Source organism: Orenia marismortui DSM 5156, from assembly GCF_000379025.1.
GTDB lineage: Bacteria > Bacillota > Halanaerobiia > Halobacteroidales > Halobacteroidaceae > Orenia > Orenia marismortui.
Genome location: NZ_KB900617.1, coordinates 1,196,479 through 1,219,865, shown reverse-complemented (window position 1 = coordinate 1,219,865; position 23,387 = coordinate 1,196,479). Strand labels below are relative to the sequence as shown.

Genomic DNA, 23,387 nt, shown 5'->3' with positions numbered 1-23,387 from the left:
CACAAATAACTAATAGTATTGATAGTTAAAAATAAAAATGGTATAATAACATTTATGAGAAACTTTAAAAAAGGAGAGGGTAGTAATGGAACGTTTACAACTTAAGGCTGATATTAGAGAGCAGAAAGGAAAAGGTGTTGCTCGTCAGTTAAGAAGAGAAGGTTTAGTTCCGGGTGTTGTTTATGGACTTGACCGTCAGCCGGTTAATTTAAAATTAAATGCTAAAGAAACTGGTAAGGTAATCGGTGGAAATGCTATTATCGATTTAGTTTTAGATAATGGTGATACTGAAACTGTAATGGTTAAAGATGTACAACGTCACCCAGTAAAAGGTGATTTATTCCACGTTGATCTATATAGAATTAATATGGATGAAAAGATTACTATTGAAGTTCCAGTTGAATTAGTTGGAACTGCTATGGGTACAAGAGAAGGCGGTATTTTAGAACAAATCCTTAGAGAAATTGAAATTGAATGTTTACCTACAAATATTCCACAAAACATTCAAGTTGATGTTACTGAACTAAATATAGGACAATCTTTAAATGTTAGTGAGATTGATGCTGGAGATATTACTATCTTAACTGATGAAAGTGAAACAGTTGCTACAGTAGTTGCTCCAGAAGCAGTTATTGAACCAGAAGAAGAAGAAGAAGTTACTGAACCAGAAGTAATTGGTGAAGAACCAGAAGAAGAAGAGGCAGATGAAGAGTAATTAATTTACATTACTTATTCTAGGCGTAATCAATTTTGATTACGCCTTCTTTTATATATATTAATTAAAATAATTATTTCTTATAAGTAGTTCGATCTGTAGAAATTTATAATATTTGATTAATAGAGGTGAGAAGATGAAGCTGATAGTAGGTTTAGGTAATCCGGGAGCTAAATATAATTTAACTCGCCATAATGCAGGATTTATGGTAATAGATAGCCTGGCTAAAGAATATGTAGTTAATGTAAATAGTAAGGAAAAACAAGCTTTAGTTGCTAAGTTACATATTGGAAGGGAAAAAGTCATATTAGCAAAGCCACAAACCTTTATGAATAATAGTGGACAATCAGTAAGAGCTTTAGCTGATTATTATAATATTGATACTCAAGATATAATGGTTATCTATGATGATTTAGACTTAGAGGTAGGAAGGATTCGAGTAAGACCTAAAGGTGGACATGGAGGTCATAATGGAATTAAATCTATCATAGACCATCTTGGGCAGAAAAAATTTGCTAGATTAAGAGTTGGTATAGGTCGCCCTGAATATGGTACTGTTACAGATTATGTTTTAGGGAAATTTAGTAGAGAAGAATCAAAAAAGGTTAATAAAACTTTAGAAGAAGCTGTAGAAGCTATCAAACTTTATTTAGAAAGTGATTTAAATGATGTAATGAATAAATATAATTGAGTTAAAGCCTGAGATTTAATCTCAGGCTTTTGTATATTTAGATATATTTGGGGTCATACTAATCAAAGAAGTTATTTACTACATTAACCATTAAGCATATCTTTTATTAAAGATTAATTAAGATATTATTTAAGTTTGGAGTTAGATTATGAGAACATTATTTACGGGACTTTTAGCTTCTTACTTTGCCTTTGTTTTTAATCACTACTTAGTTTCTAGGTTTGGGAACGGGGTTATAGTATATATTATTCCTATATTAGAGGAATTTTTAAAAACGGGATTTTACTATTTATTAGGCGGAAAATTAATAACTGTTCATTTGATTTTTGGGTTTATAGAAGGAATATTTGATTTTGTTGATAATAAAATTGCTGCATTTGCAGCAATTTTAAGTCACCTTCTCTTTGCTTATATAACTTTGTTTATTTGGACTATAACAGATAAGTTATTATTGGCTATTTTAGTCTCGGCTCTAGTTCATAGTATCTGGAATTACTTGATAGGGAGGATAATAGTATGAAGATAATTTATAAATGTCACAAATGCCAAAAGATAATTGAAACTTTAGAAGATATAAGTATTAATGAAGAGAGCTTAGGGCTAAATGTCTTGACTGAGGAAGAGAAAGGGGATATAATTAAAATAGAAGATAATGTCATGTATATTGACTTAACCTGTGAAGAATGCAATCAGGAATATGATTGGTTACAATTAATACATAGCCAGCAGATACATTGAGATCTAATATAAAGGGTCTTAGGTAATCCTAAGACCCTTTTGTGTTATTGTATATGGCTTTTTATAAATAATAATCACATAGTTTTATACATAGCTAGTCAATATAATATTGACTAGCTATGTAATTGTGTTTTAAAGGAGTAGATCTAGATGGGAGATAACTTATTAACTCTTTTTGATCATTCAGAAAAATTAAAGCAATTATTAAATTATTATGATTCCAAAATTGAAGGGGAGATTCTAGGATTAGCTGATAGCAGTAAAAATTTCTTTATTAGTAATTTAAAGTCTCAATTAGAAGATGGTTTGTTAATTATCACCTCTTCTATGCAGAAAGCAGATAATATTTATGAGGATTTAATTAGGTTGCTGCCAGAAGATGATGTTTTTATTTTTCCAGGAATAGAAATTTTACCTTATGAATCTTTAGAAATTGAAGATACTATTAAGACTGAGAGGTTGAATGTACTTAATAAATTAGTAAGTGGAGAAAAGAAAGTAATCATATCATCAATACAAACTTTATTAGAAGCTATTATTCCTCCAGATATTTATAAGGAATTCTTAGTAGAATTTTCGATAGGCGATGAACTAGAAGTGGAAGCTTTTAGTCAAAAACTAAGGGAGATAGGTTATGAAAGGTTAGAGATGATAGAGGCTAAAGGTCAATTTAGTATCAGGGGTGGAGTGGTTGATATATTCCCTTATACTTATGATAATCCAATTAGGTTTGAACTTTTTGGTGATGAAATTGAATCTATTCGAGAGTTTGAATTAGCAACACAGTTATCTAATAAAGAATTATCAAAAATAGAATTTGGGCCAGCATCAGAATTTATATTGTCGGAAAGCATTATTAATAAAAATATAGAAAAGATTAAAGCTGATCTAGAAGAAGAACTAAAAAATCATTCTGAAGACAGCGCTCAAAAGTTAAAAGAAAAAATTAAGTATGATCTAGAAAGGTTGGAAGAAGGGATTATTTTTCCTGAAATCCGACAATATTTAGGCTACTTTTATAATTCTGCTACATTAGTAGATTATTTTAAAGGGGCCATTATCTTTGATAATCCAGCTAAGGTTAAAGAAGCAGCTATTAATTTTTTATCTAGTATGAGTGAAAATTATTCAAATCTATTAGAACAAGGTAGAGTATTATCGAGTTATAATAAGTTATTTTTAGATTTTAACGAATTTTTTTATGATATCAAAAATTATAAATTTTATATGTCTCCAATAAGTAAAAAGATAGATTTTGTAGATTTTAAATTTAATTTAGAATTTAATAGTAAAAGGTTAGAGTCTTACGCTGGGAAGGTAAATCTATTTATAAATAAACTAAAGGAATACTTTAAAGCTGAGTATAGAATAGTTATTGCTTTATCTGATCTTAGTAAAGCTGAAAAACTAAAAGAGAGATTAAAAGAGGAGAAATTACCTTCTGTTGTTATTTCTGAAATTAAAGATGAATTAAAGGTAGGTAATATTCTTTTAACTAAATCTAATTTATCTAATGGCTTTATTTTACCTGAAATTAATTTTGTCTTTTATACTGAAAATGAAATCTTAAAGAGGACTAAAAGAAAAAGAAGAAGGTCTAAAGCTTTTGATCAAGGAGTTAAGCTATCCTCTTTTACCGATTTAAATGAAGGTGACTATATAGTTCACGAAAATCATGGGATTGGAAAATATTTAGGTATAAAAACTCTAACGGTCCAAGGTAAAAGTAAAGATTATTTGGTTCTACTTTATGCCAATGATGATAAGTTATATATTCCTACCGATCAAGTGGATTTAATTCAAAAATATGTAGGGTTACAGGATAAAGAACCTAAGTTACATAAATTGGATGGAGATAGTTGGAATAAGGCTAAAGCAAGAGTTAAGAAATCTGTTGAAGAGATGGCAGAAGAATTATTAGAATTATATGCAAAACGGGAGTTAAAGAGAGGCTATTCTTTTGGTGAAGATACTGTCTGGCAACAGGAATTTGAAGAAGCTTTTCTATATGAAGAGACACCTGATCAGCTAAAAGCAATCGAAGCTGTTAAAAATGATATGGAATCTAAGCAGCCTATGGATAGACTATTGTGTGGTGATGTTGGTTACGGAAAGACTGAAGTAGCTATTAGAGCTATTTTTAAAGCAATAATGGATGGGAAGCAAGCTGTATTTTTAGTTCCTACTACTATATTAGCACAACAGCATTGGAATAATTTCACAGATCGTTTCTCTGATTATCCAATTAATGTTGAAGTATTAAGTCGATTTAGGATAGCTAATGAGCAGAAAGAAACCATTGAAGGTTTGAGGAATGGTACAGTTGATTTAGTTATTGGTACCCATAGGTTGTTATCTAAAGATATAAAATTTAAAGACTTAGGTATAGTTATCGTAGATGAAGAACAACGCTTTGGTGTAAAGCAGAAAGAAAGATTAAAGCGATTAAAAGAGAGTGTTGATGTGCTTACCTTAACTGCCACTCCAATTCCTAGAACTTTACATATGTCCCTTGTTGGAGTTAGAGACATAAGTTTGATAGAAACTCCTCCTGAAAATAGGTATCCGATTAGAACTCATGTAGGAGAATATGAAGATACTTTAATACAAGATGCGATAAATAGAGAGTTAAGTCGAGGGGGACAAGTTTATTTTGTCCATAACCGGGTTAAGAATATCAAAGAGATCGCTGCTCAAATACAAGCATTGGTTCCAGAAGCTAAGGTGGCAATAGCTCATGGTCAAATGAGTGAGTTGAAATTAGAAAAATTAATGGTAGACTTTCTAGAAGGCAATTATGATATATTAGTTTGTACAACTATTATCGAGACTGGTTTAGATATCTCGAATGTTAATACTATTATTATTAATGAAGCTGATAAATTAGGTTTATCACAGCTTTATCAATTAAGGGGAAGAGTAGGAAGGACCAATAGAATTGCTTATGCCTATTTATTATATAATCAAGGCCGTATATTATCAGAATTGGCAGAAAAGAGGCTAAAAGCTATTAGGGAGTTTACGACTTTAGGCTCAGGTTTCAAAATTGCTATGAGGGATTTAGAGATAAGAGGAGCCGGTAATATATTAGGTCCTGAACAACATGGTCATATTGAAGCTATTGGCTTTTCTCTGTACTGTAAATTATTAGAAGAAGCAGTTAATAAATTACAGAATGAAGATGTAGAAGAAGAGTTAGAAACATTGTTAGAATTAAAGGTAAATGCTTATATTCCAGATGATTATATTAATGATTCTAAGCAAAAAATTGAAATTTATAAAAAGATTGATTCTATCTCAGATATTCATGAGTATCATAGATTAAATAAAGAGCTAAAAGACAGGTTTGGTCAGTTGCATAAAGAGGTAGTAATTTTATTAGAATTAGCTAAAATGAAAGTGAAAGCAAGGGAGCTATCTCTGTTAGAAATAAAGGAAAAGGGACAAACTTTAGAGTTTGAATTTTCATCAGATCATAAACTATCGGGGGAAAAATTGGTGGATATGGGACAAAGGTTTGAAAATTTGAAGTTTATAGCTAGTAATAAGCCTAAAATAAAAGTTAATATCAATAGTTTAAATGATATAGAAAAAGTTAATTGTATAACAGATTTATTAGATTTTTTGTCATCTTAAATTATTTTATAAGGAAAGGCTCAGAAAACCCCTTGTGCTTGTCTTAGGGGATGAATGAGCCTTTTAATTTTAAGGTTCGATACCTTGAAATTAAACATTCTTTTGGTTTTGGATATACTTTTGAATAGTTTTGGAAGATACGCTACCAGCTGTACCAACATAATAACCCCTACTCCACAAACCCTACGAGTTTTTATACTTAAAAACTCTTCGTACAAATTCAGTCACTACCCCAAAACTTAGCTTTCTTTAAGTTAGGAAAAGTTTTAAATATATGATTAGCAGATATGCTTTTTAATTTTCTAACTATACCTACTGGTGCAACAGTTGGTGGAGCAGAGATAAATAAATGTGCGTGGTCTGGCATTATTTCTTGTTCAATAAGTTCATATCCATAATTGCTACAAACCTTTTTAAAGCAACTTAACAATTTGGATTCTAACTTATCTTTAAAGATAGGGTGTCTATACTTAGGACAAAAGACAATGTGATAATTAATATTGTATTTGCTATGCTTAGTTGTCTTTGTATTTGTCAAGGATATATTCCATACCTTCCTCTAGTAAGTCATTAGCATTTTTGTCTAATTTAATAGCTAATACCTTAATCTTTTTGTATAGTTCTTCTTCTAATGTAGTATTAATATTTTTTCTAGCCATATTAAGCACCTCCTAAAATAATTATATTACATAGTTGACTATGTGTCAATGTTATGTTATAATAAATACATAGATAACAATGTAAAGGAGGTGAAACTATGAGATTAGCTTTTAAGTTTAAACCTAAATTTAATAATAAACAACTAGAGATAATTAAAGAATTAAGTTGGCACACAACAAAACTATATAATATTGTCAATTATGAAGTTAGAAATAATGAAGATGTAAAACCTATATATACTCAACTAGAAAAGCGATTTAAGAGTAATTGGCACAACGATTTCCTTCATAGTCATAATAGACAACAAGCATTAAAACAGTTAGCTCAAGATTGGAAAAGTTACTTTGCTAGTATCAAAGACTATAAGAAACATCCTAGCAAGTATAAAGGTCAACCCAGACCACCTAAATTTAAGAATATGGACAGAAACCCTAATGAGATAATTTTTACTAACTTAGCGACTAGAGTTAGAGATAATCATTTGCTATTATCCTTAGCTAAAACGATAAAATCTGAATTTGATGTAAAAAGTCTTAAATTTGAGTTGCCAGTAGCAGTTCAAAGCATTGTAAATTTAGAAACTATCCAGCAGGTAAGGATTAAGCAAGATAAACTCTCTAAAGAATGGTATTTACTGATTATCCACAAAGTTGCAGAAGTTAAAGAGAATACTAATTCTAACATAATGTCAATAGACTTAGGTTTGGATAACTTAGCTACCTTAACTTTTAAAGACAATAGTGAAAGCTACATTATCAACGGTAAGACTATTAAATCTAAGAACCTTTACTTCAATAAAGAAATTGCTAAACTCCAAAGAATTAGAATGAAACAGTTAGGGACTAGCAAAGTTAAAGATACTAAGCAAATTAGAAACCTTAGATTAAAGAGAAGAAACTATGTCAAAGACTACCTTCATAAAGCTAGCAGAAAAATAATCGACTTAGCAATTGAAAATAAAGTATCTAATATCATCATTGGAGATTTGAAGAATATTAAACAAGGTAATAGTCTTAAATCTTTTGTTCAAATACCAATTCAAAGATTAGTAGAATTGATTAAATACAAAGCTAAGTTAGTAGGTATTAAAGTAGTCTTAATCAATGAAAGCTATACATCAGGTTGTAGTTCCATAGACCTAGAGAAATTAAATAAAGCTAACTATGATAAATCTAGACGAATTGCAAGAGGTCTATTCAAAACAGGCAATAAATTAATCAATGCTGATATAAATGGCTCATTAAATATAATGAGAAAATACTTAAAAAATAAATGTATTCCCAAAATGCTAAAGCAGATTAGGGATAATGGGCTTGTGGCAAGTCCTAAAAGAATAAGGATATCCTAATGAATTAGGAGGAAACTTAAACTTCAAACTTCTTTTGAAGCCTCCGTTGCTTGTCTCGGAGGTTGTTCACGAAATTAGTCAATGGATTTTTTACATTAGTTGGTATAATAAGAATAAAATTTTTAATTGAATTATATACTAATAGTGAAGTACTAAGGAAATAAAATAATTGGGAGGTGAGAATTACTTAGTATTCTTTTTTTTAGGATACTAAATAATTAAGATGAAAGCTACAGGGATTGTACGTCGCATAGATGATTTGGGTCGAGTTGTAATTCCAAAGGAAATTAGAAGAACTATGAGGATTAGAGAAGGAGAGCCTCTTGAAATTTTTGTTGATCGTGATGGAGAGGTAATCCTAAAGAAATATTCTCCAATTGGGGAATTAGGTGAGTTTGCTCAAGAATATGTAGATTCTTTATCTGAAGTGACAGGACATATGGCCTGTGTTTTGGATAGAGATGCTATCGTAGCAGTAGCTGGTGCTAAAAAGAATAAATTTATTGATAAACCCGTTAGTTCAATTTCAGAAGAGGTAATGAAGAGTGGCGAAACTAAAGTAATTAATGAGAAAACTGATGAAATTTTCTGTGAAGGAATTTATGGGGAAGAAGATAGTATATTTACAGCTCAAGTAATAGTACCGATTATATCGGGAGGAGACTCAATAGGGGCTGTTGTATTAGCATCTAAGAAAGATGGGGCTAGCATGGGAGATTTAGAAATAAAACTCTCCAGTACAGCAGCAGGTTTTTTAGCAAAACAAATGGAAAGTTAATTTTTGGTGAGCTATTTAGCTCGCCTTTATTTTTATAAATTACAAAATATATATTAGAGATTTGATTAGATAATAAATTATTCTAAAATAGAAAATAATAATTTGAGTATTTAGAGTTTATAAATAAAGAATTGATGCCCACTAGGGCATTTTATTATTTATGATAAGTAATATTATATAAATATAGTTTCTTACTCTACTATAAAAGCTAAGCTAAAAGGGTAGCATAATTATTGAAAATTTGTTATTATAAATAGTTAGGAGGGTAAACTTAGTAATTACTTAGATATTTCTTTTTATTTGGGAAAGGAGAGTATAGTTGAATAAACAAAAAAACACTTTGCTAAAAGGGACTGCTATTATAGCTATGGCAGGTTTTATTAGTAAATTTTTAGGACTAATATATAGAGCATTTTTAGGAAGAGTCATTGGCGATCAAGGCTTTGGTCTCTATGAGAAAGCTTATCCAGTTTATACAATTATTTTAACTGTATCTACTGTTGCAATTCCAGTTGCTATTTCTAAGTTGATTTCTGAAAAAAGAGCTCAAGGAAGAAAAGATATAGCTGATTATATATTTAAAGTGGCATTAAGTTTTAGTTTTGTTTTTGGTCTAATAGCATCAATAAGTATTGCATTGTTAGCTAAGCCAATATCTCGTTATTTATTAGATGATATCAGAGTCTTTTATTCTGTACTGTCAATTGCACCAGCTATTTTTATAGTTTCTATTATGGCTACTTATAGGGGTTATTTCCAAGGTTATCAAGAAATGAGACCTACTGCTATATCCCAAGTTGTAGAACAGATTATTAGAATGATTAGTATGATTTTATTAGCCTATCTATTATTGCCCTATGGGATAGAATTAGGTGCTGCTGGAGCAGCTTCTGGTGCTTTTTTTGGTTCTGTTGCCGGTTTAACTGTTGTCCTAATTATTTATTATCGATTTCAATCAAATAGGGAAGAATTAAATGGAGCAGAATTAGATAAGCCACCAGTCAAAGAGATATTACATAAGATTATTTCATTGGCGGTTCCAATAACAATTGGGGCTTTGATTTTACCATTGATGAGGATGATAGATGCTACAATGATTACTCCTAGATTAAAAGTTGCTGGTTTTAGCTTAGAAGAAGCAACTAGTTTATATGGACAATTTAATGGAATGGCTATGACTTTAGTACGTTTTCCAACAGTAATAGCAGCTTCTTTAGCAGTTAATTTGGTCCCTGCTATTTCAGAATCTTATGCTTTAGGTTCGGACAAGCTTACTAAGAGTAGGATATCAAAAGCTTTTAAGTTGGCATTATATGTGTCAATTCCATCTTCTATTGGGTTGTTTATTTTAGCTAGGCCATTATGCAAGATGATCTTTGCTAATGAACAGGCGGCAGTGTCTTTGCGTTATGTATCTTTTGGAGTCATAGCTGTGAGCCTGCAACAGGTAACATCTAGTATTTTACAAGGAGTAGGTAAGACTAAGTTGCCAGCTAGAAATTTATTTTTTGGAGCTTCACTAAATATAATATTAAATTATACTTTAACAGCAATTCCTACTTTAGGAATTAGAGGTGCTGCTTTAGGTACAGTAGCAGGCTTTACTTTAGCGGCTTTATTAAATATGATAGGAGTCTTTAATATTGTTAAGCCTGATTTTAATTATAATAACTTAATTATTAAGCCATTATTTTCTGGAATTATAATGTTGATAGCTATTTTTTCAAGCTATAAACTACTTTCAACTTATTTAGGTGATGATTCTTTTATTATATTAAGCTTTAACACTTTAAGTACAGTTTTTATAGGTATGACTATCTATGGAGGTATACTATTATTAACTAAAGGAATTACTAAGGATGATTTAAAACTAATACCTAAAGTTGGAATTAAGTTAGCAAATTTATTAGATAAATTAGGATTAGTGAGGGGATAAAATGCTACAAATAATTGGTTTAGGTGCTGGAGGATTAAAGTTACTGACTTTAGAGGCTTATAAATCTTTAAAAAATGCTGATGTTATATACTTACGTACAGAGCATCATCCTGCAGTTAAAGAGCTTGAAGAAGAAAATATTGAATTTGAAAGTTTTGACTATCTTTATGAGCAAGGTGAAAACTTTGCTGAGGTATACCGTAATATTAGTAATAAAATAATAGATTTAACAAAAAAGAAGAAAGATATAATTTATGCAGTGCCTGGACATCCTTTAGTAGCAGAGGATACAGTCCAACAAATTACAAATGAGCTTTCTGATAATGAATATAAAGTCATTGCAGGGCCCAGCTTTATAGATGCTATCTTTACCTCATTGGGAATAGATCCTGTTAATGGTATAAAGGTACTGGATGGGTTAAATTTTATAGAGAGAGATTTAGAACCTTCTATTGCGACAATTATTACTCAGGTTTATAATAGAAATATAGCATCAAATGTTAAGTTAACTTTGATGGAGATATATCCAGATGATTTTAAGGTTAAGGTTTTGCGAGGAGCAGGTCTTGAAGATGAAAGAATAGAGGAACTATCACTTTATGAATTAGATCATTTACCATGGATTGATCACTTAACATCACTATATATACCAGCAGATAATGAGAATACAAAGCAATTTAATCGATTATTAGAGATAATGGAGATCTTAAGAAGCTCAGATGGTTGTCCTTGGGATTTAGAACAAGATCATCATTCGTTAAAGAAGCACCTAATAGAAGAATCTTATGAAGTTATAGAAAGAATCGAAAAGGAAGACTTTTTTGGTTTGGCCAATGAATTAGGAGATGTATTATTGCAAATAGTATTTCATGCACAGATTGCTAAAGAAGATGGTACTTTTAATATTTATGATGTTATTTCTGAGATCATTGAAAAGATGCTTAGACGACATCCTCATATATTTGCTCAAGTTGAAGTAGAAAACTCTGCTGAAGTTTTAGAAAATTGGGAGGCTATAAAGAAAAAGGAGAAGATGAAGCAAGGTGAAACAAGGGAATCAATTTTGGATGATGTTCCTATTCAACTGCCAGCTTTGATACAAGCTCAAAAAATTCAAAATAAAGCATCTAAGGTTGGTTTTGATTGGCCAGAGGTAGACGGTGCTATAACTAAGGTTAATGAAGAGATTGAGGAGTTATTAGATAGCATAGAGAAGGGTAATTTAGATGGTATCAAAGAAGAATTTGGCGATTTAATCTTTTCTTTGGTTAATGTAGCTAGGTTTTTAAATATAGATAGTGAGGAGTGTTTAAGAAATACTATCAATAAATTTAAATCTAGATTTAAATTTATTGAAGATAAAGTTTGTGAGGAAGATCAAAGTTTAGAAGAATTATCTTTAGAAAGGTTAGATTTACTTTGGGAAGAATCTAAAAGTAATTGATAGGGAGGAGCAAGATGTTGAAATTGAAAAGAATACTTAGTGGCTTTTTGTTTATCTTAGTTTTATCTTTAGCAGTAACAGTTCAGGCGGCAGAGTTTGATGTAAATTCTAAGTCTGCTGTATTGATGGATGCTGAAACAGGACAAGTTTTATTCAATAAGAATGGAAATTTAGAATTACCACCGGCTAGCATAACAAAGATTATGACTGCTTTACTAGCAATGGAAGCAATTGATTCAGGAGATGTTTCTCTAGGTGATCAAGTAACAGTAAGTGATTTAGCTGAATCTATGGGAGGTTCACAAATTTGGCTAGAAGCTGGGGAGAAGATATCTTTAAAGGAACTATTAAAGGCTATGATGATACCTTCTGCCAATGATGCAGCTGTTGCAGTAGCAGAATATATTGGTGGAACAGAGCATAATTTTATTAGAATGATGAATCATAAGGCAAAAGAGTTAGGTATGAATCATACATCATTTGTTAATGCAACAGGACTTCCTGTAGCACATGGTGACCATCATACAAGTGCCCTTGATATAGCAATTATGGCTAGAGAATTAGTTAAACATAATCAAATATTAGATTTTACGAGTAAGCGTTTAGATTATATTAGAAAGAAAAGTTATCCTATTTATACTACTAATAATTTGTTAGGTCATTTTCCAGGAGCTGATGGATTAAAGACTGGTTGGACTGAAAAAGCAGGTTATTGTTTAGCTGGTACAGCTGCAAGGGGAGATTTGAGATTAATTGCTGTAGTGATGGGGACAGAAAGTGCTGATGCACGTGTGGAAGAAACTGCAAAATTATTAAATTATGGTTTTAGAGCATTTAATAAGGCTTTGTTAATTAATTCTGCTATTGAAGTAGATAAGGTTCCAGTGCAAAAAGGAAAAGAATTAGAGGTAGCTGTTGAAACTGCTCAAAGTTTTTCTGCTATGATTGAAAGAGGAACTAAAGATATGGTTGAACAAGAGGTTAAAATTAGTGAAGATTTAGAAGCTCCAGTGAAAAAGGGTACAAAAGTTGGAAAGCTAATCTTTAAAAAAGAGGGTAGTGTATTAGGAAAGGTTGATTTAGTAACATCTAATGATGTTGAAAAGGCTGGGTTCTTTACTTTGATATGGCGTTGGATAGTTGACTTTGTGATGGGATTCTTTAAAAAGTAAAATTTAATTTTAGATTATGGAGAATAAGAAAAACAGGGCAATTGCCCTGTTTTTCTTATTCTGGTTGACATTCTAATTTATAATCTTTATTTTGAGAAAGTAATTGTGGAGCAAAATAATCAATCCCAATAGCTCCAAGAGGTGCTGTTAAGACAATTGACATTACTGCTAAAGCCAAAATTAATTCTCCTGATGGAACCCCATTTGCTAAGGGAACAGCACCGATAGCTGCTTGAACTGTGGCTTTAGGTAAATAAGCTATCACACAGAAGGTTCTTTCTTTTAGATTAAGATAGCTATTGTGAGTAGCAATTAAGACTCCTATACTTCGAGCTATTAATCCTAAGAAGATAAGAAGTATGCTCAACCAGCCAGCATTTAAAGCGATTTCAACTTTAACAGCTGCACCAATTAAGACAAATAAGAAGACTTTAGCTGGAATCCATAATTTATTTAGTGCTAAAGATAAATTAGTAGCTAATTTTTTGTTCTTTTCCAGTAATAAATATCCTATAGTCATTACTCCTAGTAGACTGGCTACTTTGAAGTAGTTGCCAATAACTGTAGTTAAGATAGCTGTAACAATTAAAATAATTGTTTGATAGCTTAGCTCTAAGTTAGAATATTTTTTAAAGAATAAGTTTAGAAGATAAGCAATAATTAATCCTAAGCCTATTCCACCAATAATTTTAAATGGTATTTGAATTAAGGAATTTGCAATAGAAACTTCTCCACTTTTAAAAATTCCTAAAAAGATACTAAAAATAGTAATTGCAAAGACATCATCTATTGATGCGCTAGCTAAGACTAAAGTTGGTACTTCTTTATCTTTACCTAATTTTTTTTCAATTAATTGTAACATTGAAGGTACAATTACTGCTGGAGATACAGCTGCAATAATAAAGGCTAACATTCCTGCTGCTTGCCAACTAAGATTAAATAGATATTTGGCAAGTAAAAATATTGCCCCTCCTTCTAACAAGCCAGGTATGAAGCTTAATTTAAAAGCAGTTTTTCCAATCTTTTTTAAAGTTTCTTTACTAATTCCTAAGCCTGCTCTAAGTAAGATGATAATTAAAGCCAAGTCCCTTATCTCTTGAGATATGCTTATTAATTTAACATCTAGCAAAGAAAATCCTGAAGGACCTAATAAGATTCCTGCAAGTAACATTCCTATTAGGCTTGGTAAATTAAATTTAGCAAAAATAAATCCTAAAATCAAACCAACTATTAAAATTAAAGCAATACTTAATAACATTTAATTCCTCCTATTTACTTGTTTTTAATTAATTTTAGTTAAGATAACAAAAAATGGCTTCTACTCCCTAGGGAGTAGAAGCCATTAGTCTATAAAGACGGTTTTGATAAAGAAAAATATCAAGGTGAGCTTCATCACCATTCATTCATATGTAAAGTCAATTAATATTATATTACTTTTAAGATTTTAAGTCAAGAATAATAATGAATAGTTAAATAGAATAGAAGAGATACTATTCTAAAAAGGAGGAATTTTATGAATCGCAAATATTTTAATAAAATTAATTTTTTATTAATAATTTTTATACTAATCTTTACTGCTTGTGCAAAAGAGAAGGAGAAAGCACAATATAAAGAAGAGCCTACTATTCAAGTTAAACTTAAGGATGGGAATATTAAAAAGATAAAAATAGAAGATTATATAGCTGGTGTTGTAGCTGGAGAAATGAAGAAAGATTGGCCTAAAAATGCTTATGCAGCTCAAGCTATTATTGCTAGAACTTTTACTTTAAAACGTTTAAAAGAAAATGGAAATAATACTATCAGTGCTAAGCATGAAGAAGCTCAGGCATATAAGCCAGAAAATATAACGCCAGAGATAAAAGAAGCTATTAAGATGACTAGGGGAGAAGTTGTAACTTATAATGGTCAATATATTCAGGGGTGGTTTCACTCAAGTGCAGGAGGTCAGACAACTAGTGCTAAAGTAGGTCTAGCTTACAAAGAAGATGAACCAGCATATGTTCATAGTGTAAAGTCTCCTGATGGGGCTGCTCCAGCTGATATTCAAAATTGGAGAGTGGTTATTTCTTTTTCAGATATTTTAGCTGCATTGCAGCAAACTGGTGAGGTGTCAAAAGAGTTAAAGGATATTAAGGTAATAAAAAAAGATCAAACAGGTAGAATTGAGGAAATTGAAATAGTTCATGACCAAGGAAGTAAGAAATTAAAAGGAGCTGAATTTAGAACTATTATAGGTCCTGATAAATTAAAATCAACGTTAATTAATTCAATCGAGAAGAGTGGCAATAAGTTCATATTCTCTGGCAGTGGTTATGGACATGGTGTTGGAATGAGCCAATGGGGAGCCTATAAGATGGCTCAGGATGGAAAGAAACCTGAAGATATAGTTAGGCATTATTTTAAAGATATTAAGATAGGGAAAATATGGGAGTAATTAGTTGGGCTAAATGAATTTAATTGAATATTTTAGAATAATATATTAAGTAGGTTTTTGAAATAAATTTATAGTGACTTATTAACCTTTTGGAGGTGCTATCATGTCTATTTCTGCGATATTAATGTTTATTTTTGGTTCTGTAATACTTTATGGAGGTTTAGGATATTGTGTTTATAGGGTTGTTAAAAGAGAAAAAGAAAGAAATAAAGGTTAATGTTATATTTTAAATCAGTAACCTTTAAAGGTTGCTGATTTTTCTATATGAAAAAATATTTAGAAAATAGGTTGAAATTACTTCCTAATCCTTTTAAAATATAAGTAATGGGTTGATAATAATTTGATACTTATGTATATAATGCTTTAATAGTTAAGTATTAATATAGTTTTTAGATAATGATAAAAAGATGAAGTGAAAACTGAAGGGGGATATTATGGATTATAGAGTTAAGTATGAAGAATGGTTAACTAATGATTACTTTGATCAAAACACAAAGGAAGAATTAAGAAGCATAGCAAATGATCAAAAAGAAATCGAAGAAAGATTTTATACTAGTTTAGATTTTGGAACAGGTGGTTTAAGAGGTATAATTGGAGCTGGAACTAATAGAATTAATAAATATACAATTAGAAAAGCTACTCAAGGATTAGCTAATTATATTTCTGAAAATGGAGATAAAGAAAAGGGAGTAGTTATTTCTCATGATTCTAGACATAAGTCAAGAGAATTTTCAATAGAAGCTGCACTAGTATTAGCTGCTAATGGAATTAAGGCTTATTTATTTGATGATTTAAGACCTACACCAGAACTTTCTTTTGCAGTTAGAGAATTAGGAGCAACTGCAGGAATTATGGTAACAGCAAGTCATAATCCACCAGAGTACAATGGATATAAAGTATATTGGGAAGATGGAGCACAAGTTGTTTCTCCACATGATAAAGGTATTATTGGAGAAGTTAATGCTATTGAGAGCTTTGATAATGTAAAGACTATCTCTGAAGAAGAAGCTCGTGAGCAAGGTTTATTTGAAATTATAAAACCAGAAATGGATGATAAGTACATAAAAACTTTAAAGGATTTATCTTTAAACCCTGAAAGCATCAAAAAAGTAGCTAATGATTTACATATTGTTTATACACCATTACATGGAACAGGAAATATGCCTGTACAAAGAGTCTTGGATGAATTAGGATTTAAAAATTTACATGTAGTAAAAGAGCAAGAGCAGCCAGATCCTAATTTTTCTACAGTATCTTATCCTAATCCAGAGGAACCAGCAGTATTTGATTTAGGAATTAAGTTAGCAGAAGAGAAGGATGCAGAATTAGTAATGGCTAATGATCCAGATGCAGACCGTGTAGGTATTGCTGTTAAGAATACTGATGGTGAATGGGAGTTTTTAAATGGAAACCAAGTTGGAATCTTATTAACTGAGTATATAGTTAATTCTTTAGAAAGGGTACCTGAAAATGGAGTAGTTATTAAAACAGTTGTAACTACAGAAATGATTAGACCAATTGCTGAAAAATATGGTTTAGGTGTAATGGACACTTTAACTGGATTTAAATATATTGGTGAAAAGATTAAAGAGTTTGAAGAAGGTAAGTATGATAAAAAATATATTTTTGGATTTGAGGAAAGTTATGGATATTTATACGGGACTCATGCTCGTGATAAAGATGCTATAGTAGCTACTATGTTAGTGGCAGAGATGGCAGCTTATTATAAATCTAAAGGAAGCTCAATTTATGAAGAATTAATGAGATGTTATGAAGAGTATGGATATTACAAAGCAGACTTAGAAGCTATTAAGATGCCAGGAAAAGAAGGGAAAGAGAAGATAGCTGCGTTACTAAAATCATTAAGAGAAGATAGTCCAGTAGAGCTTAATGGTGAAAAGGTAATAGTAAAGAAGGATTATCTATTAAGTAAAGAGTATGACTTAGTTAATGGAGAAGAAAGTGAAATTGATTTACCAGAATCTAATGTATTACAATTTTTATTAGCTGATAATAGTCTTGTAACAGTAAGGCCATCTGGTACAGAACCAAAAATTAAATTTTATTTCTCGGTTACAGGTGATAGTAATGAAGAAGCAGAAGATAAGTTATCTTCTTTAAAGGAGTCTGTAATGAAATTAACAAAATAGGCATTAAACATAAAAAACGAGGGCAATATTGCCCTCGTTTTTTATGTTTAATACTAATTTTACTGTTGGGATTTTCGTTTTACAGATAATTATTGAGTAATAGCAAAAAATTTTATATAATTATTATGATTGCTTATATAAGTTTTAAGGTTTACGGTTTTTTATTGAGGTAATTGTGGTCTTTTTGTAAAGAAGAAAAAGAGGGGGATAAGCTTATTATGGGAAATGTTACTATATATGATGTGGCTGAGTTAGCTGAAGTAGGAATAGGAACTGTATCTAGGGTATTAAATAATAGTGCTCGAGTTAGTAAAGAGACAAGAAATAAAGTGTTAGAAGTTATAAAAAAGTTAAATTATCAGCCAAATGCTATGGCAAGAGGTTTGGCTTTACAAAAAACTGCTTCTATTGGAATTTTAATTTCTAATTTTACTAGTCACTTTTTTATGGAAGTATTAAAAGGAGTTCAGCAGGGGTTAAAGAAATATAATATGGATTTAGTCTTATATACTGTTAGTGCAGGGGATTTTTACGACATAACTCGCAAAGAGAATTATATTGATCGAATTTTAAGTGAGAGAAGAGTAGATGGTGTATTAGCAATTACTATGCAGATGACTGAAGAAGAGATTAACAAATTTAAAAGTGTTAAAGTACCTCTGGTTCTGGTAAATGATTTGCAAGAGAGTAATAGCTCTGTCTTTGTAGATGATATAGAAGGTGCTAAAGAGGCTGTTAATTATTTAATCAGTTTGAGTCATGAAAGAATTGCTTTTATTAATGGATGTATGGATTGTAGGCAGGGGAAACAGAGATTAAGAGGTTTTAAGGAGGCTTTAAAAGAAGCTAATATTGAAATTGATGATAATTTGATTAAAATTGGTGATTTTAATGAAGAATCAGGATATAATCTTATGAAAGAAATACTAGAGGAGACTAAAGAAAATCTACCTACTGCTATTTTTACTGCTTCAGATATTCAAGCTATTGGAGCATTAAAAGCAATTAAGGAAGCTGGTTATTCTGTTCCAGATGATTTTTCTTTAATTGGATATGACAATATTGAGTTATCTAAACATTTAGATCTTACAACTATAGCACAGCCTATGTCTGAAATGGGAGAATTAGGTGTTGAGATGTTGATGAAATCAATTAATTCACAGCAGAATGAAATAATAAAAAGAGAATTAGTTCCAAATTTAGTAGTAAGGGATTCTTGTTCGAGAATATAATTTTTTGACACCAAAGTAATTGTATGGAATATTGATCATCAAAAGACATATATATAATTATGTAGTTGTTTATTTCCTAAAAATTGATTTAATATTTTTGTAAAGGCTTGTCATTTAATAAGAGTTGTGTTATAATTAGAATCAAGATAATAAGTATAAGCATATAAGAACACAAGAACTTGTTACGCCATTATTAGGGGGTAGTAGGTTCTTTTTTATTATCCAATTCACGCAAGCGGTTGCGTTTGCTATAAGGAGGATAATATGGGAGTTACAATGAAAGATATTGCTAGAATGATAGGAGTTTCAGAGTCTACCGTTTCACGGGCTATTAATAATAAACCTGGAGTGGGAGCTAAGACTAAAAAGAAAATACTAAGGCTAGTTGAAAAATATAATTATCAGCCGAATCAACTTGCTCAAAATCTAGCTAAGCAAGAAAGTAATATGATTGGTTTATTATTGCCTGACATCTCCAGTCTATTCTATTCTGAAGCTGCAAGAGCCATTCAGGATATTGCTGCTAAAGAAGGGTATCAAGTGATAGTGTGTAATACTGATGGCGATGAAGAGCGTGAAAAAAATTATATAGATTGGCTACAGGCTAATAAAATAGCTGGGATTATATTTTTAGGATATGGATTAGCTAATAATAAGATTATTAATTTAGGATTATCTAATTATCCAATTGTATTGGCAAATAGGTTAGTTGAAGAGGTGATGATTCCTTCTGTAGTTATTGATAATGCTACAGGTGCTTTTGATGCAACTATTCATTTGTTAGAAAAAGGTCATAAAAGGATTGCTTTAATTAATGGTCCACAAGATAATTTACAATCACAAAACAGATTACAAGGTTATAAACAAGCTTTAAAAAATTATAATATAGATTATAATCCAAAGCTAGTTATTCATAAAGATTGGAGCAGAGAAAGTGGTTATGAAGGCTTTTTAGAATTATTAGATTCAGATGAAGTCCCTACCGCTATCTTTGCAGCCAATGATTTAATTGCTGTTGGTGTAATAGAGGCAATTAAAATGGGAGGATATATGATTCCTCATGATATTGCTGTAGTTGGTTTTGAAGATACTATTGTAACATCAGTTATTGAACCAGCTCTTACAACAGTATCACAGCCTATGTATGAATTGGGTGCTAATTCTGTTAGAAAGCTCTTTTCTTTAATTAACAAAGAAGAAGTTGAAGAAAAGATTGAAATATTAGCTAGTAAGCTGATAGTTAGAAAATCTACCTAAATACTTAAGGAGGAATTTTTAATGGCAAAGGTAACTTTAAAAAATGTAAACAAGGTATACCCAAATGGTTTTCATGCTGTACATGATGCAAACATTGAAATTCAAGACAAAGAATTTGTGGTTTTAGTTGGTCCATCTGGATGTGCTAAATCTACTACTTTAAGAATGGTTGCTGGATTAGAAGAGATTACTGGTGGAGAACTTTATATAGGAGATAGAATAGTTAATGATGTAGCTCCTAAAGATAGAGATATTGCTATGGTATTTCAAAACTATGCACTATATCCACATATGAATGTTTATGATAATATGGCTTTTGGTCTTAAATTAAGAAAATTTGATTCAGAAGAAATTGATAGAAGAGTAAGAGAGGCTGCTCAAGTATTAAGTATAGAACCTTTATTAGATAGAAAGCCTAAAGAATTATCTGGTGGTCAGCGTCAACGTGTAGCAATGGGGCGTGCTATTGTTCGTGAACCAAAGGTATTCTTAATGGATGAGCCATTATCAAACTTAGATGCTAAATTAAGAGTACAGATGAGAGCTGAGTTAAGTAAGTTACATGAAAGATTACAAACAACTACTGTCTATGTAACTCATGATCAGATTGAGGCTATGACTTTAGCAGACCGTATTGTTGTAATGAAAGAAGGAGTTATTCAACAAATAGATGATCCGATTACACTTTATAATCAGCCAAATAATATGTTTGTTGCTGGATTTATTGGTAGTCCTGCAATGAACTTCTTAGATTGTAGAATTGAATCTAGAGGAGAAGAATTGGTATTAGTAGGTAATAGCTTTGAATTAACTGTTCCTGAAGATATGTCTCAAGCTATGAAAGAATTACAAACTTACCTTAATAAAGAAGTAGTTTTTGGAATTCGACCTGAAGATATTATCGATCCTGAAACTGTAGAAGGAAATGTAGATAATGTAGATACTGTAGAGGCTGTTGTAGAGGTTGTAGAGCCAATGGGATCTGAAATTAATTTACATGTTAGTGTTGGAGGTCAAACAATAGTAGCTATAGTTGATCCTCATAGTAAAGCAAGAGTTGGAGATACTATGAAGCTTGCTTTTGATCTTAATAAAATGCATATCTTTGATGCTGAAACTGAAGAAGCAATTATCTAATTATAGCTTTATTAATCGAGGAAGAATTCTTCCTCGATTTTTATGTGTGCCTCGTAGATTTAGTAAACAGTAGGTGAAAATCCTATCCATGCTGTTTTCGCCAGTACGGTGTGTGAAATCAACAGTAGCAGGGTGTCTACCGTGAGGTAGAATCTGAAGAGTTTGAGATGAGCAATCAGTCCGGAACAATATGTGAACCAGAGGTGGCATTTAGCTTTGGCGACCCGCCATAAAAACGGGGAAGTCCAATGTTAGCTTGGGGCTCTGTACAAAGGAGAGACAGGTAGCGCTGGTAAATACGTGTAACTGGAAGTGCCCATGTTAGAAAACTAGGTGTGATTAGGGTCGGAATGATTGTAGGGTTTACGTAATTGACCGAGGGAATCTCTAATATAATTCTTTATAGAAATCTATAGAGATAAGTGATGGTATAACTCCAACAGGAAAGCCAGAGTGATGATATATTAGAGTTCAGAAGATATCATAGTAGTGAGAAAAAAAATCAACGAAAGTTGATTATAGCGAAGGATATCTAGGTTATTGAAGTTTAAGATTTGATTACTAATGATATCTTAATTTTGAGTGGTTTAAACACTAGTACTATAGTGGGTTCTAGTAGAATTACAAACAGGAAATCATAACTGTAAAGTATGGATAACCTAGAGAACACCATAACCTAAGTAATGGTAAACTGAGAGGTGCGATTGGTGAGAGCTTAGAGACGTGCTCAGGAGTGCTATGAATATAGGGATTAAGATATTAAGGTGAGACAGGAAGAACTAGTAAGTAGTGAAGTTAGGATAGGTGTTAAAATTTCGAACTCTATATAGTTTGAAGGATAAAATCACAAAGAAATTTCACTTATATATTGCAGGACAAAAAGTACTGGATAATGGTGGCTGTGGTGGAGTTGATAATGTAAGCATAGAAGAGTTTAAAAATAATTACAAGATGAATATGCGAGAACTTCATAGACAGCTGATAGAGAATACTTACGAGCCATTACCAGTGTTACGGACGTACATTTCCAAAGGAAATGGAGAAAAGAGACCACTAGGTATTCCAGTAATCAAAGATAGAATTGCTCAACAAGCAGTGAGGCAAGTACTAGAAATATACTTTGAGCGAGAATTTTGTGAATGTTCCTTTGGTTTCAGACCTAATAGGTCTGCTCACGATGCGATAGAAAAGATAGAGAAATATAAAGAAAAGAACAAGGTTACTACTGGGTGGTAGACGCAGACATTAAATCTTATTTTGATACTATAGACCATGAGTTATTAATGGATTTTATAGCGGAATATATAAGTGATGGTTGGGTATTAGATATTATCAGGTCATGGCTGACAATTGGAGTTATGACTGAAGAAGGTAGAGAAGAAACTAGAGAAGGGACACCTCAAGGAGGTGTCATCTCTCCTCTATTAGCTAATATCTATTTACATTACTTTGATAAGAAAATGACTCGTCGAGGTTACAAAATAGTCCGCTTTGCTGACGACTTTGTAATCTTAACTAAAAATAAGCGCAAAGCAAAGAGAGCGTTAAAAGTTACCCGTAAAATTATAGAGGATGAATTGAAGTTGAAACTTCATCCTCGTAAGACGGTAGTAACTAACTTTTATGATGGATTTGAATTTCTAGGATTCAAATTTCACCATTCTGAATACAAGAGACCTAAAGATAAAGCAATAACAAAATTCAAAAACAAAGTAAGAAAGATTACTAGAAGAACTAGACCTTTTCCTGTAGAAGTAATAATTGCAAAATTAAATCCAGTTTTGAGAGGTTGGGGTAACTATTTCAAGATAGGAAATGTGAAGACTTTGTTTACGAGGTTGGATAAATGGATTAGAATGAGAATGCGTTCGTTTATCGAAAAGAAAAAGGCGATAATGTATCAAAATTATCGCTTTTCAAATAGTTATCTAAGAGATAAAGGACTTCAATCATTACTTACTGATGTGCTCTAATTAAGGGTAAAATATACATCTATGGTAACATAGAGTCGAAGACTTACTCTCTGATAAGGAGCACCAATAACCGAAAGCTGTATACG

18 protein-coding genes, 2 pseudogenes and 1 riboswitch are annotated in these 23,387 nt (G+C 31.2%); of the genes and pseudogenes, 17 read left to right on the top strand and 3 right to left on the bottom strand.

Features of this window, described 5'->3' with window-relative positions; genetic code table 11:
* Positions 1-85: 85 nt before the first annotated feature.
* From OREMA_RS0105475 to mfd, 5 genes are all read left to right on the top strand, one after another.
* Positions 86-715 (top strand): 50S ribosomal protein L25, encoded by a 630-nt coding sequence (locus tag OREMA_RS0105475; RefSeq protein ID WP_018248277.1) that lies wholly within the window; start codon positions 86-88, stop codon positions 713-715.
* A 136-nt stretch (positions 716-851) separates the two neighbouring features.
* Positions 852-1,406 carry an aminoacyl-tRNA hydrolase gene (gene pth, locus OREMA_RS0105470; protein WP_018248276.1) on the top strand — a complete coding sequence of 185 codons (555 nt, stop codon included), beginning with the start codon at positions 852-854 and terminating at the stop codon, positions 1,404-1,406.
* Between the two features lie 148 nt (positions 1,407-1,554).
* The gene (locus tag OREMA_RS0105465) at positions 1,555-1,926 is read left to right on the top strand and encodes a hypothetical protein (protein WP_018248275.1); all 372 of its coding nucleotides are present in this window, start codon (positions 1,555-1,557) and stop codon (positions 1,924-1,926) included.
* Complete coding sequence (locus OREMA_RS17210) at positions 1,923-2,144, top strand: anti-sigma-F factor Fin (RefSeq protein WP_018248274.1); 222 nt, start codon at positions 1,923-1,925, stop codon at positions 2,142-2,144. Before OREMA_RS0105465 ends, OREMA_RS17210 begins: the two co-directional genes overlap by 4 nt.
* Before the next feature lie 150 nt (positions 2,145-2,294).
* Positions 2,295-5,780, top strand: coding sequence for a transcription-repair coupling factor (gene mfd / locus OREMA_RS0105455; protein WP_018248273.1), 3,486 nt, complete (start codon positions 2,295-2,297; stop codon positions 5,778-5,780).
* A 90-nt stretch (positions 5,781-5,870) separates the two neighbouring features.
* Here mfd and tnpA read toward each other — a convergent pair.
* Positions 5,871-6,318, bottom strand: a pseudogene (gene tnpA, locus OREMA_RS17205) (IS200/IS605 family transposase).
* The gene (locus OREMA_RS19020; protein ID WP_018248270.1) at positions 6,296-6,439 is read right to left on the bottom strand and encodes a hypothetical protein; all 144 of its coding nucleotides are present in this window, start codon (positions 6,437-6,439) and stop codon (positions 6,296-6,298) included. The pseudogene tnpA and the gene OREMA_RS19020 overlap by 23 nt, the downstream one beginning before the upstream one ends.
* A gap of 98 nt (positions 6,440-6,537) precedes the next feature.
* Between OREMA_RS19020 and OREMA_RS0105440 the strand changes: the two genes are divergently transcribed.
* From OREMA_RS0105440 to OREMA_RS0105420, 5 genes are all read left to right on the top strand, one after another.
* Positions 6,538-7,788: an RNA-guided endonuclease InsQ/TnpB family protein gene (locus OREMA_RS0105440; RefSeq protein WP_018248269.1), complete on the top strand. Its 1,251-nt coding sequence runs from the start codon at positions 6,538-6,540 to the stop codon at positions 7,786-7,788.
* Positions 7,789-8,011: 223 nt separating this feature from the next.
* A complete protein-coding gene (gene spoVT, locus OREMA_RS0105435; RefSeq protein WP_018248268.1) occupies positions 8,012-8,566 on the top strand; it encodes a stage V sporulation protein T in 555 nt (184 codons plus the stop codon).
* Positions 8,567-8,885: 319 nt separating this feature from the next.
* Positions 8,886-10,502, top strand: coding sequence for a putative polysaccharide biosynthesis protein (locus OREMA_RS0105430; RefSeq protein ID WP_018248267.1), 1,617 nt, complete (start codon positions 8,886-8,888; stop codon positions 10,500-10,502).
* 1 nt (position 10,503) lies between these two features.
* A complete protein-coding gene (yabN, locus tag OREMA_RS0105425) occupies positions 10,504-11,946 on the top strand; it encodes a bifunctional methyltransferase/pyrophosphohydrolase YabN (RefSeq protein WP_018248266.1) in 1,443 nt (480 codons plus the stop codon).
* A 14-nt stretch (positions 11,947-11,960) separates the two neighbouring features.
* Positions 11,961-13,118: a D-alanyl-D-alanine carboxypeptidase family protein gene (locus tag OREMA_RS0105420; protein ID WP_018248265.1), complete on the top strand. Its 1,158-nt coding sequence runs from the start codon at positions 11,961-11,963 to the stop codon at positions 13,116-13,118.
* A gap of 55 nt (positions 13,119-13,173) precedes the next feature.
* Here OREMA_RS0105420 and OREMA_RS0105415 read toward each other — a convergent pair whose 3' ends face one another.
* Positions 13,174-14,376, bottom strand: coding sequence for a cation:proton antiporter (locus tag OREMA_RS0105415; protein WP_018248264.1), 1,203 nt, complete (start codon positions 14,374-14,376; stop codon positions 13,174-13,176).
* A 68-nt stretch (positions 14,377-14,444) separates the two neighbouring features.
* A riboswitch (Fluoride riboswitch) is annotated at positions 14,445-14,524 on the bottom strand.
* Between the two features lie 107 nt (positions 14,525-14,631).
* Between OREMA_RS0105415 and OREMA_RS0105410 the strand changes: the two genes are divergently transcribed.
* From OREMA_RS0105410 to ltrA, 7 genes and pseudogenes are all read left to right on the top strand, one after another.
* Positions 14,632-15,552 (top strand): SpoIID/LytB domain-containing protein, encoded by a 921-nt coding sequence (locus OREMA_RS0105410; protein ID WP_018248263.1) that lies wholly within the window; start codon positions 14,632-14,634, stop codon positions 15,550-15,552.
* A gap of 103 nt (positions 15,553-15,655) precedes the next feature.
* Positions 15,656-15,769 (top strand): MetS family NSS transporter small subunit, encoded by a 114-nt coding sequence (locus tag OREMA_RS18810; RefSeq protein WP_018248262.1) that lies wholly within the window; start codon positions 15,656-15,658, stop codon positions 15,767-15,769.
* Between the two features lie 217 nt (positions 15,770-15,986).
* Positions 15,987-17,702, top strand: a complete 1,716-nt coding sequence (locus tag OREMA_RS0105400) for a phospho-sugar mutase (protein ID WP_018248261.1) — start codon at positions 15,987-15,989, stop codon at positions 17,700-17,702.
* A 218-nt stretch (positions 17,703-17,920) separates the two neighbouring features.
* Positions 17,921-18,934 carry a LacI family DNA-binding transcriptional regulator gene (locus OREMA_RS0105395; RefSeq protein WP_018248260.1) on the top strand — a complete coding sequence of 338 codons (1,014 nt, stop codon included), beginning with the start codon at positions 17,921-17,923 and terminating at the stop codon, positions 18,932-18,934.
* A gap of 264 nt (positions 18,935-19,198) precedes the next feature.
* Entirely contained in the window at positions 19,199-20,191 is a 993-nt protein-coding gene (locus tag OREMA_RS0105390; protein WP_018248259.1) for a LacI family DNA-binding transcriptional regulator, read from the top strand.
* A gap of 21 nt (positions 20,192-20,212) precedes the next feature.
* Entirely contained in the window at positions 20,213-21,328 is a 1,116-nt protein-coding gene (locus OREMA_RS0105385; RefSeq protein ID WP_018248258.1) for an ABC transporter ATP-binding protein, read from the top strand.
* 804 nt (positions 21,329-22,132) lie between these two features.
* Positions 22,133-23,301, top strand: a pseudogene (gene ltrA / locus OREMA_RS17200) (group II intron reverse transcriptase/maturase).
* Positions 23,302-23,387 lie beyond the last annotated feature (86 nt).